Below are 17691 nucleotides of genomic sequence, written 5' to 3'. Positions count from 1 at the left end.
TGTCACCTGTTCGGGGTGGAGGGCGGGGCGTTGTTCGTCTCGGTGCTGTACGGCAGCTCCTCCTCGCCGGGCAGCCCGGTCGGTTCGGTGATCCCACCGTCACCCGGCACGCCGGAGTCCTGGGTGACCTGCACGTCGTCGAAGGGCAGGAGCGGTTCGGCCCACGGGAAGACCACGAGCCAGAGCAGCGCGACGGTGGCGGTGGCCAGCATCAGCGAGCCGATCAGCTTGCCGGGCAGCCCGAACGGCAGTTTCCGCCAGATCCACGAGTACACGGTTCACGTCTCCAGTTCGGCCGGGCGGCCCGCCGACTTGGCCTGGACGTCGTCCAGCCGGGCATGGATGATCAGCCGCTCGTAGTTGTCGAACTTCGGGTTGCAGGTGGTGAGCGTGAGCAGCTTCTCGGTGGGCTTCCGGCCTGGCTTGCCCGGCACCGGCGCGACCACCTCGACCTGGGACGGCTTGACGATCCGCTGCTGGTAGACCCGGTAGACGAGCCACTCGGTTTTGGTCTCGACCACTATGGCGTCGCCGGACTTCATCTCGTCCAGCCGCCAGAACGTGGAGCGGATCCGGTGGCCGGCGACGGAGAAGTTGCCCACCTCGCCGGGCATGGCGCTGTCCGGATAGCGGCCGGGGGCGTACCGGATGTCCTCCGGGCTGACCCCCTCGACCACGACCCAGTGCTTGTCGAACTTGGGGATGTAGAGGCCGGCCACCGGCCTCCCCTTGGCCGGTGGCTTCGGCTTCACCGTCGGAGCGGTGGTCGGGCCGACAGTCGGGTCCGCGGCCGCGCTCCACTCCTGGGCGAGCTGGCTGTTCAGGTCGCTCTGGTGGGCCTCGACGATGACCGCCTTGCCCCAGATCTCGTACCCGGCGAAGAGGAGCACCACCAGGCCGAAGGTGATCAGCAGCTCGCCGGTGCCCCGCACGACGGTGCGCAGCCGGGAGCCGACGGTCGGGCGGGTCAGCTCGGAGTAGACGCTGCGGTATCCCTCGCCGGTCTGCTCGGGTCGCAACTGCACCACCCGCTCGCCGCGCCGGGGGCGGGGCGGCTCGGCGGGCGGCTCCGCGCCGCCGTCGCCGGTGTCCGGCGCCGGGGGCACCGCGCCCATCAGCCCGGTGGCGTCCATCCGGGGGTCCGCGGGCGGGCGGTTGACGGCGGGCAGCACCGCCGTGGCTCCGGGATCGACGGGAGGCGTCCGGTCCGCGCCGGCCGGCCCGCCGAGAGGGGGTACGCCGGGCGGCCGTCCCTCACCCCCTGCCGGGCGGCTACCGTCCTCCGGCGGGCGTCCGCCGGTCTCCCACGGGCGGGCGCCGGTCTGCGGCGGCTGTCCACCGCGACCACCGCGCTCGGGCGGGATCGCTCCTCCGGTGGGATGGCGGACGGGGTGCTGCTGCGCCGCCGGCCCGTACGGTCCCGGTCGCGGGGGACGCTCACCCGGCGGGGGTGGTACATCGGCGGGCGCCGCGGGGCGCATCCCGGGGGTGGCGGAACCACCCCGGTACGCCGGTCCGTGGTGCCCCTGACCGCCCGGCCACGTCGGCGGCGGAGCGACGGGCGGCTGGGTGGTCCGGGGCGGCGCGGCCTGTGGCGGGGCGGCGGGCGGCGGGACGGGCGGCCGGGTGTCCGGGCCGCGTCGGGCCGGGGAGGTGTGGGCCGGACCGGCGTCGGGCCACGGCAGGTCGAGCGGGGGTGGCGACGCCGGGGCCGGACGCTCGACCCGGGGGAGGAACGCGGTCGGCTCTTCCTGGCGGTCGTGGCCGGTGCGTTCCCGGGGGTCGCCGCCGGTCACCGGGGCACCGTCGCCGACTGCAACGCGGTGGAGTCCTCGAACGCCGGCACGCTGACTGTGGAGACGCGTTCGACGTACCCGAGTTGGTAGTGGTCGGCCACTTCCTTGAACACCCGCACTCCCTCAGAGGCGGCGAGCGCCCGCTGGAGCTCCGCGGGATCGCCGATTGCCACGATCTTGAAAGGAGGGGAGTACACCCGGCCGTGCAGCAGCAGGGTGTTACCGACGCAGCGTACCGCGCTGGTGCTCAGCACGCGGACGTTCATGATTGACATGGCCTCCGCGCCGCCGGCCCAGAGCGCGTTGACGACCGCCTGGACGTCGCCCTGGTGCACCACCAGGTCGTCGTTGCTGGCGCCCTTCGGCAGGGGCTGGTCGGGCCGCCGGTCGGCGTCATTCAGCTCGACGGTCACGCCGCTGCCGGTGAGCGCGGTGAATCCGGCGCCCTGCCGGCTGGCGGCGGCCCGGTCCCGCTGGGTCTTGATCGGCCCGTCTGCGCCCGCGAGCGCTTCGGTCTGCTCCTCCACCTCGGCGCGGAGCCGGGCGGCCTTCGCCTCGCTGGCGGCGACCTCCTCGCGGCGGTCCTCGATCAGCTGGGTGAGCTGGGGCCGGCGGTCCTCGCGCAGGGAGGTGCCGCCAGCGGTGGTGGCGGTGGTGGTGAAGAGCAGGCCGGCCGCGGCGGCGATCAGGGGTACGCCGACGGACCAGCCGGGGCGGCGCTGGCGGGCGCGCCGGGGCAGCAGGGCGGCTGCCGCGCGGCGGAGGGCCTTCTGCCAGGAGGCGGCGCCGGACGTGTACTCCACCGGGCGTTCCCTTTCCCGTCGTCTCGTTCCGGTCCGCGCCGGTGCGAGACGACCTGCTCGACCCGGAAAGTCCGCTCTTTCCGGTTACTGAGTGCACCGGCCTGGCCCCATTCGTGGCCTGGACGGTCCGTCGGGACTACGCTAGCTGTCGAACATTATTGGCCATGGACCGTCGCCCTCGCGCCCGGTTGTCAGGCCGGACGAGGTCGTACCCCCCTCTGGAGAGCGTCGTGCCCAAGTCTCAGGTCCGCAAGAAGAAGGTGTACACCCCGCCGACGGACGTGCGTCCGACGGCGACGGCGTCGACGCGCAAGCCTAGCCCGATCTGGCTGCCCGTCACCGCGGTCACGCTGATCGTGGTGGGCATCGGCTGGCTGGTGCTCTACTACCTGTCCGAGCAGGCGTACCCGGTCGCCAGCTGGGGTTACTGGAACCTCGCCGTGGGCTTCGGCGCGATGGTCTCGTCGCTGATCCTGCTCTCCCGCTGGCGCTGATCCGGCGCTGCCCCACCCCGGCGTAGGTCACGCCACGCCGCCCCTGCCCGGCGCTTCGACGCCGCTGCACCTAAGGTGTGCGCAGGGCGGCGTGGCCTGGTGCGAGAAGACTCACGTTACTGCTGGGTAACCTTGCGCGTAGGCTGCTACGGACAAGCAGCAGACCGGGAGGCCAACTCGATGGGCAGCGTCCAGATCGTCACCACGATCCTCGCGGCCGCCATCACCGCCGTGGCGGTGTGGCTTGCGGTGCGCGCGGTCATGAAGATGACAGCCGTCATTCGGCTCGGCCAGCCCGCGCCGGAGCGCTTCGGCGACAAGGGCGCGCGTACCAAGACCATGCTGGTGGAGACCGCCGGTCACACCCGCATGCTGAAGTGGAGCGTGGTCGGCGCCGCCCACTGGTTCGTGATGGTCGGCTTCGTCGTGCTGTCGCTGCTGGTGCTGGAGGCCTACTTCGAGGTCGTCTCGACCGGCGGCGGGCTGCCGATCATCGGGCACTGGACGATCTTCGGTCTGGTCACCGAGTGGATCGGCATCCTCGGCCTGGTCGGCATCGGAGTGCTGATGGTGATCCGCCTGCGCAACCGGCCCGGCCGCGCGGAGAACCGCTCCCGGTTCACCGGCTCGACCATGTGGCAGGGCTACTTCGTCGAGTGGGTCGTCCTGCTGGTCCTGATCTTCGGGTTCGTGATCCGCGGCTTCAAGGTCGCCACCGACCACTTCGAGTACCCGGTCTGGGCCGCCCCGCTCAGCCACGCGGTCGGCTCGGTCCTGCCGAGCTGGGAGGCGGGCGTCAGCGTCGCCGCGCTCATCAAGATCGCCATCTCGATGACCTGGCTCATCGTGATCTCGCTGAACGTCACCATGGGCGTGGCCTGGCACCGCTTCCTGGCCTTCCCGAACATCTTCTTCAAGCGTGACCCGGAGAAGCCCGCCGGCTCCGGCCTGGGCCCGCTGCGCCCGATGACCAGCGAGGGCAAGCCGCTGGACTTCGAGGAGGCCGACCCGGAGAAGGACCAGTTCGGTGTCGCCCAGGTCGAGCAGTTCAGCTGGAAGGGCCTGCTCGACTTCAGCACCTGCACCGAGTGCGGTCGCTGCCAGTCGCAGTGCCCGGCCTGGAACACCGGCAAGCCGCTGTCGCCGAAGCTGCTGGTGCTGAGCCTGCGCGACCACGCGTACGCCAAGGCGCCGTACCTGCTGGCCGGCGGCGGCAAGGACCTGACCGGCGAGGAGAAGGCCACCGAGGCGCAGCTCGCCCACATGGACGTGCTGGCCCTGGCCGAGGCGGACCGGCCGCTGATCGGCACCGCCGAGTCCGGCGGTGTCATCGACCCGGACGTGCTCTGGTCCTGCACCACCTGCGGTGCCTGCGTCGAGCAGTGCCCGGTGGACATCGAGCACGTGGACCACATCGTCGACATGCGCCGCTACCAGGTGCTGATCGAGTCGAGCTTCCCGTCCGAGGCCGGCGTCATGCTCCGCAACCTGGAGAACAAGGGCAACCCGTGGGGCGCCCCGCAGAACACCCGCGAGGACTGGACCAAGGGCCTCGGGTTCGAGGTGCCGCGCGTCGGCGAGGTCGACGACTTCGAGTACCTGTTCTGGGTCGGCTGCGCCGGCGCGTTCGAGGACCGGGCCAAGAAGACCACCCGGGCGGTCGCCACGCTGCTCAACGAGGCGGGCGTCAAGTTCGCCATCCTCGGTGAGGGCGAGACCTGCTCCGGCGACCCGGCGCGCCGGATCGGCAACGAGTTCGTCTTCCAGATGCTGGCCCAGCAGAACGTCGAGACGCTCAACGAGGCGTTCGAGGGCCGGGAGAAGAGCAAGCGCAAGATCGTCGCCACCTGCCCGCACTGCTTCAACACGCTGGGCAACGAGTACGGCCAGCTCGGCGGTGAGTTCGAGGTCGTGCACCACACCCAGCTGCTGGCCCACCTGGTCAGCGCCGGCAAGCTCACCCCGGTGCAGCCGGTCGACGGCGGCGTGACCTATCACGACCCGTGCTACCTGGGCCGCCACAACCGGATCTTCGCCGCGCCGCGTGAGGTGCTCGGCGACTCGATCCAGGGCGAGCTGACCGAGATGCCGCGCAACAGCGAGCGCTCCTTCTGCTGCGGCGCCGGCGGTGCCCGGATGTGGATGGAGGAGAAGATCGGCAAGCGGATCAACGTGGACCGGGTCGAGGAGGCCATGTCCACCGGGGCGAAGACCATCGCGGTCGGCTGCCCGTTCTGCTCGACGATGCTGAGCGACGGCGTGAACGGCAAGGGCGCGGGCGAGGACGTCGAGGTGGTCGACGTGGCGAGCGTGCTGCTGCGCTCGGTCAAGCCCGAGGCCCCGGCCGGTGAGCCGGAGGTCGCGCCGGCCGCGAGCTGAGGCGTACACCGCGAACTGTCGTTCCAGCTCTCCGGCGCGCAGCTCGGCATCACGCTCACCGCGCTGCTCACCGGCTACCTGGCCGAGCCCGCCCTGACCCGGCTCTTCTCGCCGCTGCTGCTGGGATGAAGTGGGCGTCCCGGCAGGTGTTGCGGTGGTGGCGGGTGGAGGCGACCGACGCGGTGAAGACCGTGTTGCCGGACGCCGAGGAGCACGACCGGATCACCGGCGGGCTGGCCCTGCCGTGTTCGGGTACGCCGGGGCGAGCCGCCGGGCGCCGGCTGACGGGCGTGGTGACGCTCGACGACGTATTGGCAGCCATCGTCGGGAGGTGAGCTGAATACCCTTGGTGCGCAACCGATTGCGGATACGTGATTGAACAAACGGTCGCCTTGATTCCATCGGACGCCTTCCCTAATGTGAGGCACCGACCGCTGTGGGTCGTCTGCCTCGACCTTCCCTCTCGCGAGGCGCCCGGCGGTCGGTTGCAAAGGAGTCCGTGCCGGTGGCAACCACGCCCCCTCAACGTCATGCCCCGAGCGCTCCACCCGGCCGGCCGGCCGGGTTCCGACGGGTGGTACGCCGTCTGGTCACCCTGGTCGCGGCCGCCGCGGTCGGCGCCGGAATGCTGACGGCCCCGGCGCACGCGGCGCCGTCGGTGGACGAGATCGACGCGCAGATCGACAAGCAGTGGGAGCAGCTCGAACCCACCATCGAGCAGTTCAACAAGGTTCGCTCGCAGCTCCGCACCAACCAGAAGAAGTCCAAGGCGCTGAAGGACAAGATGGTGCCGCTGGAGCTGGCCTCCACGCTCGCCATGAACAAGGTCGGCGACATCGCGGCCCGGTACTACATCCAGGGCCCGTCGCAGGAGCTGGGCGCGCTGCTGGTGAACACCAAGCCGGGCACGCTGGCCGAGCAGCTGGTCATGCTGGACCGGATCGCCGACGACCAGCGCCGCCAGATCGCCAGTGTGCTCAAGGTGCGCGACGAGTACAACAGGCAGAAGGAGAAGCTCGACGCGCTGATCGCGCTGGAGACCAAGCAGCAGAACGATCTCGCGGCGAAGAAGAAGCAGATCGACTCGGAGATCAAGCGGCTGACCGCCATGCTCCCGGTGACCTCGATCCGCCCGGCGGGCTGCCCCAAGATCGACGGTGTGGTGAGCAGCGCCGCGCGGACCGCCATCAAGACGGCGTGCGCCCAGGTCGGTGACCCGTACGTGTGGGGCGCCACCGGCCCGAACTCGTTCGACTGCTCCGGCCTCACCCAGTACGCGTACAAGTCGGCGGGCATCTCGCTCACCCACTTCACCGGTGCCCAGTGGAACGAGGGCCGCCGGGTTTCCCGCTCCGAGGCGCGCCCAGGTGACCTGGTGTTCTTCGGATCCGACCTGCATCACGTCGGGCTCTATCTCGGCAACGGGGTGATGGTGCACGCGCCCCGTACCGGCAAACCGGTCCAGGTGTCGAGCATCAATACCCAGCCGCTCGCCGGCTTCGTCCGGGTCAGCTGACACAGGCTCTACCAGCGCCGAAGGCCCCCGGTCCGTCACGGACCGGGGGCCTTCGGCGTGTGCGGTGGCAGGTCGGTACGGCGTGCCACTTCGCCGTCGGCGCGGCGGCCGGGTTGCGGAACCACGCCTTCTGGCCGAGGTGCCAGATCGCCGTCCAGTCACCCTGGCGGCTCTCCAGTGGGCGATCAGCCTTGAAAGACTTCGCCTCCGCCCCGGGGCGTGGCCCCGGATCGCGTACGGAGTGTCACGCCGCTGGAAGTTGCGGATCGATAACGGTGGTCCCTACTCTGGGGAATCGTCGGCCGCTCGTCTCACCGTCCAACCCGGTCGGTGACGGTCCGACAACGCCGAGTCGCCTGCGGGCGAGCCGGGGAGCTCGCCAAGCTGGAGAAACTGCGGCTCAAGGTGTACGGCAAGGGTGGCGGCGGCCCGCTGCGCCCGGCGCCGTGCCCGGCCGGCTATCCCGGCGGCCCGGCCGGGGCGGCGGTGAAGTTCGCGTGCGCGCAGATCGGCAAGATCTACGTCTGGGGCGCGTCCGGGCCGGACCACTTCGACTGTTCGGGCCTCACCATGGCGGCCTGGGCCAAGGGCGGCGTCTCACTGCCGCACAGCGCGCGCCAGCAGCACGGCGTGACGAAGCGGGTCAGCCGGGCCGAACTACGCGCCGGTGACCTCGTCTTCTACTACGGCGACCTGCACTACGTGGCGATGTACGTGGGCGACGGCTGGGTGGTGCACGCCTCGCAGTCCGGCAAGCCCATCACGATGAAGCGGGTCGACGACGGCGACATCAACAGCTACGGCCGCGTGTAAGGAAGGGCCCCCTCTTAACGCCTCCGGTATAGGAGGGGGCCCCTATTAACAACGGTGGGTGCCGTCAGCGCGTCGGCCAGGTGCGCCAGCTCTGCCAGGACCGGCTCGGCGTCGGTCCGCGCTGCCCCTGGTACCGCGAGCCGTAGACGGCCGAACCGTACGGATGCTCGGCCGGCGAGGAGAGCCGGAAGATGCAGAGCTGGCCGATCTTCATGCCCGGCCAGAGCGTGATCGGCAGATTCGCCACGTTCGACAGCTCCAGCGTGACGTGACCGGAGAAGCCCGGGTCGATGAAGCCGGCGGTCGAGTGGGTCAGCAGGCCCAGCCGTCCGAGGCTCGAGTTGTGTGTGGGAATGAACGATCGCCCGGCGAGGAACATGCCGCGCGGATCGTTCACCTCGATGCAGCGAACAGGTACGGATTCCATCGGCTGCACGGCGACGATCGATCGAGATCGGTGGAAGCGATCGAGTTTCTGCCTGGCCAGTTTCCGAGGAAGCCGGAAGACTGGAACATGTGGCGTGAACTTCACCTGGTACGCCGGGCCCTCGTCGACGCCGTCGAGGATCGCCCGCTTCTTTCGTTTGACCGGTCGAAGGCCGAGGCTGGCGGCCAGTTCGACCACTGCGTCCGTCAGGTGTTCCCTGGTGCTGACGAACTCACACCGACCACGGTCATCGACGTAACCATCGACGTCCATCATTCCCTGTAGCAGGGCTACGCGCTGACTTGTGTCCGCGGTCAGGTACAGCTGCGGCACATGCTTGTTCCCCAGCACTCCGAGGCGTCTGAGGCGGCTGGAGAGAGAGTCGTCAGGCATGAACCTGCCGGTGCTGTCGTCGCGGGTATGGCCCGTTCCACCGATCCGGTAGCCGGATGGGGCGCCGGTCTTCCGCGCTGGGTAGCCAGCCCGTCGGATCTCCTCGAGGATCGGCTCGTCGGCGCAGGCGAACTCGGCGTTGGCGGATGTCCCGTCGCCGAGCCACGCGCCCAGCACGTACGGATCGATGGGCAACTCGCGGGTGGGATATTGAACTGGCTCGGCAAGTGCGACTTGGTGTTCGACCTCGCCGTCGCCGTAGTGAAGGTCCGAGGCGATCTCCGCGGTCGTCCGGATCGTCCCGCCGGTCATCGTTCCGCGGTCGATTCGCTTCCGCTCCACCCGCGTGGTCGTCATCCAGCGGTGGTCGGCGTCGGCGACGATCGACTCTCCGTCGGAGAATGTGACGCGAAAGCATGGGCGACCAGACAGGACCTCAGTGGCAGAACGAACCAGTACCGGGCGGCCGCGATCATCGAAGACGTGGTCACCGACCTTGAGGTCGCCCATGCTGGTCCAGCCGGATGGTGTCGGCACCGGCGTGTCGAGCGCGAGCGCCTTTCCCTCCAAGCGTCCAGCAAGTTGGTTGCCCAACGTGATGACTTCTAGTGTGGAGGCGAGGACAAACTCGCCCGGATGCAGCACGAACGGGTGCCCGTCGGCCACGTCGATCGCCGACGTCAGGTCGTCCTGCTGGATCGACGGGTCGATGTGCGTGTAGAGGTGGTTGTTGAAGACCCGGAACAGCCGGTCCAGGCGTACGTCGATGCTCGACGGCTGCACCAGCGTGGGCTCGAAGGGCTCCAGCGCGAGCGTGCCGGCCTTGATCTCGGAGACCAGGTCGCGGTCGGAGAGCAGCATCGGAACACCATAGCGACCGGTACGGGTGACCAGCGTGTCGCACTGCATCTTCGTACATGTGTTCGATAGAGTGTCCACATGGCTTCCTGGTCCGAATTCGCCGCCGACGAGCCCCGCCTCGCCGACGAGATCCGCCTCCTGATGCAGCAGTACGGGCCGGGCTTCGGCTACCTCGCCACGGTCCGCGCCGACGGCGGCCCCCGGGTCCACCCGGTCTCCCCGGTGTTCACCGCCGACGGGCTCTGGTGCTTCGTCATCGACTCGCCGAAGCGCCGTGACCTCGAACGCGACGGCCGCTACGCCCTGCACTCGTTCCCGCCGGAGGAGAGCGACGACGAGGCGTACGTCGCGGGCCGCGCCCGGGCGGTGACCGACCCCGCCACGGTGGCCCGGCTGGCCCGGATCGGCCGCGCGTCGCCGCAGGGCGACTGGCGGCTGTTCGAGTTCACCGTCGAGGTGGCGATGCTGACCCGGCGCGATCCGGTCGCCCAGCCCGGCGCCGCCCCGCCGCAGGTGCGGGTGTGGCTCGACCCGCACGGGGGCGCGTCGGCCCGGCCTGACCCGCTCGTCGCCGAGGGCCGCCGCGGCCGGCACGGCTTCGACACGCGCCGCCCGGCCGCCTGACCCGACCCGGAACGAGCGGTGCCGGCCCCGTCCGAAGACAGGGCCGGCACCGGTACGCGGTACGTGGTACGCGGTACGACGGTCAGGCTGCGCGGTAGGCGTTCCACGCGGTGAGCATGCGGCTCGCCTGGCCGGCGGTGAACTGGTGCATGCAGGAGTCGTACGTGTAGTCCATGAAGTTGGTGATCGGGTCCATGCCCGCGGTCGAGCAGGTGTCCCGCCCGGTCGGGCACTGGTACGCCGGGGACGCCTCGGCCGGGGTGTCGGAGACGCTGTCGCCCGAGCCGGAGCAACCGCCCTGGAAGGTGTGGTAGAGGTTCAGCCAGTGGCCGACCTCGTGGGTGCCGGTGTCACCCTGGTTGTAGTTGGTCGCCGTGCCGCCGGGCAGCGACTCGTTGAGCACCACCACGCCGTCCATCTTGTCCAGCGAACGCTTCGGGAACGTCGCCCAGCCGAGCAGGCCGTTGCTCAGCTCGCCCAGGTAGATGTTGAGCGTGTTCTTGCCGCCCACGCGCAGCGAGGTCTTCATCGAGCGCTCCGCCGAGGAGCCCTGCACGATCGGGTACCACGACGGGTTGGTCACCCGGTTGATCTTCGTGAGCTGGAACCCGAAGGCGGTGGCGGCACCGCCGGTCGAGCCCGCGTACGACTGGTTCAGCACGGTGATCTGCTGATTGATCATCGAGTCGGTGATGTTGCCGCCGGCCCGGGTGCTGTTCTCCTGGATGACGTGCACGACGACCGGGATCGTCACGGCGGCCAGCGGGGCGACGGCGCCGGTCCGGAAGCCGGCCCGCTCGCGCTGCGCGGCGGCGAGGTCGGCCTCACGCTCACGGACCTGCTCGGCGGTCAGGTGGTTCGGGTCCAGCTTGGCGTTGCCGCCCTTCGCCACGCGAGCGTTCGAGTGCTCGTGCTCGTCGGCGTGGGCGTCGGCCGGCTCGGCGCAGACGCCGGCCGGGGCGGCCGAGAGGGCCGAAGCGGCGGGGACGACGCCGACGGCGGCGGTGCTGAGCAGCAGTGCGAGGGTCGACGTCGCGACACCGGCGGTACGCCGGGTCAGCAGGTTGGGACGGAGTCCCATGGGCCCACCTCTTTCTGGCGGCGTGGCAGGGGGTGTGTCACGCCGGTGCGGAAACGTGGGGCAGACGTTACATCCCATCGACATATTTGAGAATGGCCATATGTTGCCGACGTGCAACATGTGCCCGCCCGCGTCGGCCGGGCGCTTGATCCACTCCAGCTCGGGGAGGTGGCGGGATCAACCGCGCGTCGATGCCACCACCTCGCCGAAGTTGCGCGTGAGCACCTGAGTGCGCGGGGGTGTGACCTTCGGGTAGAGTGGTGCCGCCTGCGGGTGTAGTTCAATGGCAGAACATCAGCTTCCCAAGCTGACAGTGCGGGTTCGATTCCCGTCACCCGCTCCACCACGAAGGCCCTGATCAGGACGTCAGTCCCGGTCAGGGCCTTCGATGTTGCAGGGCTGGCGCTCGAGCGGCGTGCCATTGGCGTGCCAGCGCCGGTCGGAGGAGGGCACCCTGCCTGCGAAGTTGACCCGCGAAGAAGCCATCCCTTGAGCGGGACTTGGTCTGCCCAGGCGGCTGTGTCTCCGACCTGATCTACCGGAGCGACGCTGCGTTGACGGCTGCTGAGGTGGTCGACCGAGCCCTGGCCTACCAGCCGATCCAGATGCGGTCCACGCTGTGGACGTAGCCTCCGCCGCGCATCCGGCCTGACCCCTGCGGCCGGCGGCCCTCCGAGAAAATCGAAAGTGAACGACCGAGGCGGCCAGCCCCGGACGCCTCGGGACGATGACTGACCGACCCGCTGGAGAGCGACACGTACCATCGTGACGTGCGACCTACCGACCCGGTGCGCGTCGGTTCGCCCGCCTGGGACATCGCGGTCCCCGCACGACCAAGCCGGCTGGCGGGAGTCACCATGGCGGGTTTCAGCGACCGGGCTGACGCCCCGGTCGAGGTCGAGGTCGTGCCGCACCCCGCAATCATGATGCTCTTCGACTTCGGCGATCAGCCGCTCGTCGTCGACGACGGCGCTGGACGGCAACAGCGAGGCTGTGTCACCGCGGGACTCGCGCCGCCCCCTGGTGCGCGCGGACGGGGTCAGGCCGGAAGCTTCGCCTGCCTCCAGGTGCGGCTGTCGCCCGTGATCGCGCACGCGGTCCTGGGCGCCACGGGGGAGCTGAGCGGAGCCGTGACAACCCTCGACGACCTCTGGGGGCGGGACGCCGCGCGAATCCAGGAGCGGCTGCGCGCCGCCCGCTCCTGGGACGCCCGGTTCGTGATAGCCGAGGCGGCGCTGGCCCGACGTCACGACGCGGGGCGCGCGGTCGATGCGGAGGTCGCCTTCTGCTGGAGGCGGATGGTGGCCGGCGGGGGACAGGTGCGGGTCGAGCGGTTGGCGACCGAGGTCGGATGGAGTCGTAAGCGGCTGTGGGCCCGGTTCCGGTCCCAGATCGGTCTCACCCCCAAGCGGGCCGCCCAGCTCATCCGGTTCGATCGGGCGGCCCATCGTCTCGCCGCGGGTCACAGCGCCGCCACGGTGGCGGCGGACAGCGGTTACGCCGACCAGTCCCACCTTCACCGAGACGTCATGGCGTTCACCGGAGCGACGCCCGCGACAGTGGCGAGCGCACCGTTCCTCGCCGTCGACGACGTCGCCTGGCCCGGCCGACCCTGACGCCGGACCGAGGGAGCCCTTGACATTCGTTCAATCCACCGGCACGCACCGGCTGTGACAGTGAGTCCACAGCGTCTGCATGCCGGAGGACACCATGAGAGGCAAAGCTCCACTGGGCACCCGGATCCTGAAGGATTCGCTGGACTGGGAGGCTCTGACCGACGATCAGGTGATCGCCGCGCGCGAGGAGGCCAACCGCGTTGTGTCGTCTCGTGCCGCACGGATCATCACCGGTTTCCCGGACCGCGGCGTACGCATCGAGGAAACCTTCATCGATCTTCCGGGTCGCCGTCTGACGCTGCGGGTGCACCGCCCCAAGGACACCGGCCGGAGGCTGCCGCTGGTCGTCTCGTTCCACGGCGGAGGTTTCTTCGCAGGGACCGCTGCGCAGAACGACTGGCTCAACAGCCACCTCGCGGCCCGGTGCCCGGCGGTGGTCGTCTCGGTGGAGTACCGCCTCGCCCCGGAGCACCCGCTGCCCCGGCCGGTCGACGACGGCTACGACACGGTCGTCCGGCTCGTCGACGACGCCGCGCAGTGGAACATCGATCCGGCAGCCGTCGCGGTCGTGGGCGAGAGCGCCGGTGGCACGATCGCCGGACTCATCGCCTTGCGTGCCCGCAAGGACGGCCCGCCGCTGCGTGCACAGGCTCTGATCTACCCGGGCACGGACTGGACGGAGAGCATGACCGAGTACCCCTCGATCACGGAGAACGCCGACAACCCCACCCTGCCGGTGTCCCGGCTACGCGCGACCCGCAAGTTGGCCGTGCCGCCCACTCTCGACCCGCGCAGTGTGTCACCGGTCAAGTTCGACAACCTCGCCGGACTGCCACCGACACTGGTCGTCATCGCCGCACTGGATCCGCTGGCCGATCAGGGAAGCCGCTATGTCGAACGGCTTCGCGAGGACGGCACCGACGTTCGCCTGACCTGCTACCCGAGGGCCACTCACACGTTCCTGAGCACTCCTGGTCTGGTGCCTGCCGCCCGGCCGGCGCGCCGCGAGACAGTCGCCTTCCTCCGCAGCCACCTTCATCCGGCGCCGTGAAGCCGGGCGGCCCTCGGGCAGGGCCGCACCGGCGGATCAGGGGTTCCGGCTCGCCCACTGCGCCGGAGCGGGCAGGTTCGCGTGTCGAGGTGGTCAGCTATCGCCTGCTTGGCCGCCGGGTCCAACGTCTCGGGCAGCCGGTCGAAGGACGCGGGCTCGGTACCGGCAAGCGTCTGTTCGGCGAGGGGACGGTGCCGAGCGCGCTGCGGCTCACCGAGTCGGTCACCCACGCCCACGGCACGCTGCAACTGACGTACGAGCCGGCCGGCGCGCCCGCCTACGGGGACGCTGCCGCGTAGGGTGCGCGGAGGTCGAGCACGTGCCGCAGGCCGGGCTCCCCGTCCAGATCCACCAAGCCGCCGGGCACCGATCCGCCGGGCACCGATCCGCCGGGCACCGCGCCGTCGAGCACGAAACCGGTACGCCGGAGCACGGCCAGTGAGGCCGGGTTCGCCAGCGCCGCCGAGGCCACCAGCCGGCGCAGCCCGTACTCGGTGCGGGCCAGTTCGCAGACGCGCCGTACGCCTTCTTGAGCGAGCCCGCGCCCGGCGGCGCGTTCGGCCACCCGGTAGCCCAGCTCGGCGCTACCGTTCGCCACGTCGACCAGGTTGAACCGCCCGAGCACGGCGCCGTGGTCGCCGACCAGCACGTGGAAGTGGCAGGTGCCGCGCTCCTGCTCGTCCAGCAGGGCGGCGTGCCGGGCGGCGTACCCGGTGAAGAAGTCGTCGCCCCGGTCGGGGACGTACCGGGCGAAGTACGCCCGGTTCTCCCGTTCGAACCGCAACAGGGCGGGTGCGTGGTGGGCGGCGAGTCGCTCCAGCTCCGGCATCGGGCCAGGTTAGGCGTCGGCCGGATAGCAGCGCAGTTCGATTGTGTTGCCGTCCGGGTCGCTGACGTAGATCGAGGTGGCGGTGCCCCGTGCGCCGAAGCGCGGTACCGGGCCGGTCAGCACGGTGAACGCGCCGGAGTCGACCACCCGCTGCCAGTCGACCGGCTCCACCACCAGGCAGAAGTGGTCCACGTTGGAGCCGCCCGCCTCGCCCCGTACCAGGTCGATGATGGTGCCGGCGTCGACGCGTACGGACGGGAACGGCACCTCTTCGGCCTGCCACCTGTCGACCCGCACCGGGGCCAGCCCGAGCGTGCCGCAGTAGAAGTCGAGGGAGCGCTCGACGTCGCTCACCGAGAGGACGAGGTGGTCGAAACCGGTCACCGTCACGAGATCGTTCTGCATGCCGTCAACCCTGGTCCGGCACGCCGTCCGGACCAAGCCCGGACCGGACTACGATCGTTGACCCGCAGGCAACGACGGAGGTGCCCGGTGCTGGAGCGGTACGAGATCGAGACGTTCCTGACCCTGGCCGAGGAGCTGCACTTCGGGCGGACCGCCGAGCGGCTGCGGGTGAGCACCGGCCGGGTCAGCCACGTGGTTCGCAAGCTGGAACGTCGCATCGGTGCGCCGCTGTTCGAGCGCACCAGCAGGGTCGTCCGGCTCACCCCGATCGGTGCCCGCCTGGCCGAGGAGATGCGCCCGCTGGTGGCCGGCATCGAGGCGGCGGTCCAGCGGGCCGTGGACGCCGGGCGCGGGCTCACCGGCGAGCTGCGGGTGGCGTACGTCGGTGAGTCGACAGCGCCGTTGCTGCTGCGGGCGGTCTCCCTGTTCACCGAGCGCCACCCGGACTGCGAGGTGCACGTGCACGAGGCGCCGCTGGCCGGCACCCGGTCGAGCCTGCGGGACGGCACGATCGACGTGCTGATCGCCTCGTACCCCTTCGACGGCATGGCGAACGGCCCGGTGCTGATGCGCGAGCGCCGGGTGCTCGCGGTGGCCGCGGGCCATCCGCTCGCGGCGGAGGAGTCGGTGTCGCTGGAGGTGCTCGGCGACCATCCGGTGGTGCAGTATCCGGCGGTGACCTCGACCGCGTTCAAGCAGGACCGCACGCCTGACCGCACCCCGTCCGGCCGCCCGGTGCCGCTGGGCCCGGTGGGCGGCAGTTTCTCCGAGATGCTGGCACTGGTCGCGCTGCGGCGCGGGGTGCTGCCGGTGGGCGAGCAGACCCGCCGGTTCTACGCCCGCCCGGACGTGGCCTACGTGCCGATCCACGACGCGCCGCCGATCTGTCGCGGTCCGGTGTGGCCGGCCGGGAACACCACGTCCCGGGTACGTGAGTTCGTCCGCGCGGCGGCCGACGCCAACCCGCTGCCGGAGGACTGATCCCGTCGTACCCGGATGGCAGCATCGGCGGGATGCGGGACGAGGTTCGGGCGCTGGTCGAGGAACTGCCACCGGGGGACGATCTGGAGGCGCGGCACCGGGAGGCCGCACTGGCCTGGCTGGCCGGCACGGAGGACATCTTCCGCCGGGCCAAGCCGCGTACGCCGTCGCCGCATCTGGTCGCGTACTTCCTGCTCCGCGATCCGGCCGACGGCGCGGTGCTGCTCGTCGACCACCGCCTCGCGGGTATGTGGCTGCCCAGCGGCGGTCACGTCGAGCCGGGTGAGCACCCGGCCGACACGGTGCGGCGCGAGCTGCGGGAGGAGTTGGGCGTGACGGCGGTCTTCGCGCCGCCGTTCGGCGAGCGCCCGGCGCTCCTCACCGTCACCGAGACGGTCGGCCCGCCGGAGCAGCGGCACACCGACGTGAGTCTCTGGTACGTGCTGTCCGGCCGCCGTGACCAGCGGTTCACGCCCGATCCGGTGGAGTTCGCCGGCATCCGCTGGTGGACGCCGGGTGAGGTGGACGACGCCCCGGCCGGCACGGTAGAGCCGCATCTGGGGCGGATGCTTACCAAACTGGCGGCGACGACGCCTTGACCCGTCCCCTGCGGCAAGGCCCAGCGTGGTCGGTGCTGCCCCCGGCCGCGGTGGACCCGCACTCGGGTTACCGCTACTACGCGCCGGAGCAGCGGGACCGGGCGCGGTTGATCGCCGGGCTGCGCCGGGCCGGGATGCCGCTGGCCGAGATCCGTACCGTCTGCGGCCTGCCGCCCGCTGCCGCCGCCGAGGCGCTCGACGCCTGGTGGCGGCAGGTCAGCGCGGACACCGCGGCGCGCGGCCGGGCCGTCGCGCTCCTCGTCGACAGGCTCAGCGAGAGGGGCACCACCATGTCCGAGACCACCTTCCGGTACGCGACGCGCTGCGAGACCGGGACGGTCCGTGCTTCCAACGAGGACACCGCGTACGCGAGCGCGGCGCTGCTCGCGGTCGCCGACGGCGTACGCGGTCCGGCCGGGTCCACGGCGAGCGCTGCGGCGGTGGAGGCGCTGCGGCCGCTGGAACAGGGGGACGGGTCGCGGGGCGACCTGCTCGCCGCGCTGGCCGACGCGGTGACCCGGGCCGACCGGGCGGTACGCGCGCACGCCACCGACGCGGACCAGCCGGCCACCACGCTCACCGCGCTGGTGCGGCGCGGCAGCCGGCTCGCCCTGGTGCACGTCGGGGACAGCCGGGCGTACCTGCTGCGCGGCGGCGAGCTGTCCCGGCTCACCCGGGACCACACGTACGTGCAGACGCTCGTCGACCAGGGGCGGCTCACACCGGCCGAGGCCGGGGCGCATCCGCAGCGGGCACTGCTGGCCCGGGCGCTCGGCGCGGGTGCGGAGGTGGAGGCGGATCTGGCGCTGCGGACCGCGCTGCCCGGCGACCGCTACCTGCTCTGCTCCGACGGTCTCTCCGCAGTGGTGGAGCCGGGCGCGCTGCACGCCGCGCTGGCGGAGGCGGACGATCCGGAGAACGCCGTCGGGCGCCTGGTCGAGCTGGCGTACGCGGCCGGCGCGCCGGACAACATCGCGTGCGTGGTCGCCGACGTGGCGGCGTGATCCTCGCGACCCGGGCCGG

Annotated in this window: 18 protein-coding genes, 1 tRNA gene and 2 pseudogenes; 13 read left to right on the top strand and 8 right to left on the bottom strand. The window is 71.0% G+C overall.

The genetic code is table 11. From position 1 onward, the window contains the following. Positions 1-2: 2 nt before the first annotated feature. From C569_RS0109590 to C569_RS0109580, 3 genes are read right to left on the bottom strand one after another with little or no spacing between them, the layout of a single operon-like run. A complete protein-coding gene (locus C569_RS0109590; RefSeq protein WP_018785568.1) occupies positions 3-275 on the bottom strand; it encodes a hypothetical protein in 273 nt (90 codons plus the stop codon). A gap of 3 nt (positions 276-278) precedes the next feature. After that, positions 279-1796 (bottom strand): class E sortase, encoded by a 1518-nt coding sequence (locus C569_RS34165; protein ID WP_231394749.1) that lies wholly within the window; start codon positions 1794-1796, stop codon positions 279-281. Beyond that, positions 1793-2599: a DUF881 domain-containing protein gene (locus C569_RS0109580; protein WP_018785566.1), complete on the bottom strand. Its 807-nt coding sequence runs from the start codon at positions 2597-2599 to the stop codon at positions 1793-1795. The genes C569_RS34165 and C569_RS0109580 overlap by 4 nt, the downstream gene beginning before the upstream one ends. Positions 2600-2829: 230 nt before the next feature. Between C569_RS0109580 and C569_RS0109575 the strand changes: the two genes are divergently transcribed. The 5 genes from C569_RS0109575 (at position 2830) to C569_RS29985 (ending at position 7801) form a co-directional block, all read left to right on the top strand. Further along, on the top strand, positions 2830-3093 hold the full coding sequence (locus C569_RS0109575) for a cell division protein CrgA (RefSeq protein WP_018785565.1): 264 nt from the start codon (positions 2830-2832) through the stop codon (positions 3091-3093). Positions 3094-3273: 180 nt separating this feature from the next. Continuing rightward, a complete protein-coding gene (locus tag C569_RS0109570; RefSeq protein WP_018785564.1) occupies positions 3274-5472 on the top strand; it encodes a (Fe-S)-binding protein in 2199 nt (732 codons plus the stop codon). A 125-nt stretch (positions 5473-5597) separates the two neighbouring features. Continuing rightward, on the top strand, positions 5598-5807 hold the full coding sequence (locus C569_RS0109565; RefSeq protein WP_026267910.1) for a hypothetical protein: 210 nt from the start codon (positions 5598-5600) through the stop codon (positions 5805-5807). A gap of 170 nt (positions 5808-5977) precedes the next feature. Beyond that, positions 5978-6988 carry a C40 family peptidase gene (locus C569_RS0109560; protein WP_026267909.1) on the top strand — a complete coding sequence of 337 codons (1011 nt, stop codon included), beginning with the start codon at positions 5978-5980 and terminating at the stop codon, positions 6986-6988. A 330-nt stretch (positions 6989-7318) separates the two neighbouring features. Continuing rightward, positions 7319-7801, top strand: a complete 483-nt coding sequence (locus C569_RS29985) for a C40 family peptidase (protein ID WP_018785561.1) — start codon at positions 7319-7321, stop codon at positions 7799-7801. Between the two features lie 64 nt (positions 7802-7865). On the opposite strand, the pseudogene dcd reads toward C569_RS29985, so the two are convergent. Both dcd and C569_RS32180 read right to left on the bottom strand, forming a co-directional pair. Then, positions 7866-8183 (bottom strand): annotated as a pseudogene (gene dcd / locus C569_RS32185) (dCTP deaminase); the annotation flags it as partial. A gap of 993 nt (positions 8184-9176) precedes the next feature. Continuing rightward, a pseudogene (locus tag C569_RS32180) lies at positions 9177-9482 on the bottom strand (dCTP deaminase); the annotation flags it as partial. Positions 9483-9560: 78 nt separating this feature from the next. Between C569_RS32180 and C569_RS0109540 the strand changes: the two are divergent. After that, complete coding sequence (locus C569_RS0109540) at positions 9561-10106, top strand: pyridoxamine 5'-phosphate oxidase family protein (RefSeq protein WP_018785560.1); 546 nt, start codon at positions 9561-9563, stop codon at positions 10104-10106. 82 nt (positions 10107-10188) lie between these two features. Here the strand turns inward: C569_RS0109540 and C569_RS0109535 are convergent, their stop codons facing one another. Then, positions 10189-11187, bottom strand: a complete 999-nt coding sequence (locus tag C569_RS0109535) for a zinc metalloprotease (RefSeq protein WP_018785559.1) — start codon at positions 11185-11187, stop codon at positions 10189-10191. A 269-nt stretch (positions 11188-11456) separates the two neighbouring features. On the opposite strand from C569_RS0109535, the gene C569_RS0109530 reads away from it, so the two are divergent. The 4 genes from C569_RS0109530 (at position 11457) to C569_RS0109510 (ending at position 14153) form a co-directional block, all read left to right on the top strand. After that, a tRNA-Gly gene (locus C569_RS0109530) sits at positions 11457-11530 on the top strand. A 427-nt stretch (positions 11531-11957) separates the two neighbouring features. Continuing rightward, complete coding sequence (locus tag C569_RS0109520; RefSeq protein ID WP_026267908.1) at positions 11958-12803, top strand: helix-turn-helix domain-containing protein; 846 nt, start codon at positions 11958-11960, stop codon at positions 12801-12803. Positions 12804-12897: 94 nt separating this feature from the next. Continuing rightward, entirely contained in the window at positions 12898-13854 is a 957-nt protein-coding gene (locus C569_RS0109515) for an alpha/beta hydrolase (RefSeq protein ID WP_051090468.1), read from the top strand. 89 nt (positions 13855-13943) lie between these two features. Next, positions 13944-14153, top strand: coding sequence for a hypothetical protein (locus C569_RS0109510; protein ID WP_018785555.1), 210 nt, complete (start codon positions 13944-13946; stop codon positions 14151-14153). On the opposite strand, the gene C569_RS0109505 is transcribed toward C569_RS0109510, so the two are convergent. Continuing rightward, entirely contained in the window at positions 14132-14683 is a 552-nt protein-coding gene (locus C569_RS0109505) for a GNAT family N-acetyltransferase (protein ID WP_018785554.1), read from the bottom strand. The genes C569_RS0109510 and C569_RS0109505 overlap by 22 nt on opposite strands. A gap of 9 nt (positions 14684-14692) precedes the next feature. Then, positions 14693-15088: a VOC family protein gene (locus C569_RS0109500; RefSeq protein WP_018785553.1), complete on the bottom strand. Its 396-nt coding sequence runs from the start codon at positions 15086-15088 to the stop codon at positions 14693-14695. 87 nt (positions 15089-15175) lie between these two features. Here C569_RS0109500 and C569_RS0109495 point away from each other — a divergent pair, with 87 nt between their 5' ends. The 3 genes from C569_RS0109495 to C569_RS29965 are packed head-to-tail and all read left to right on the top strand — an operon-like array spanning position 15176 to position 17672. Then, entirely contained in the window at positions 15176-16069 is an 894-nt protein-coding gene (locus C569_RS0109495) for a LysR substrate-binding domain-containing protein (protein ID WP_018785552.1), read from the top strand. 32 nt (positions 16070-16101) lie between these two features. Further along, entirely contained in the window at positions 16102-16668 is a 567-nt protein-coding gene (locus C569_RS0109490; RefSeq protein ID WP_018785551.1) for an NUDIX hydrolase, read from the top strand. Continuing rightward, complete coding sequence (locus C569_RS29965; RefSeq protein WP_051090463.1) at positions 16665-17672, top strand: protein phosphatase 2C domain-containing protein; 1008 nt, start codon at positions 16665-16667, stop codon at positions 17670-17672. The genes C569_RS0109490 and C569_RS29965 overlap by 4 nt, the downstream gene beginning before the upstream one ends. Positions 17673-17691 lie beyond the last annotated feature (19 nt).

Source organism: Micromonospora sp. CNB394 (assembly GCF_000374985.1).
Taxonomy (GTDB): Bacteria; Actinomycetota; Actinomycetes; order Mycobacteriales; family Micromonosporaceae; genus Micromonospora; species Micromonospora marina.
This window is presented reverse-complemented; position numbering and strand designations above follow the sequence as displayed.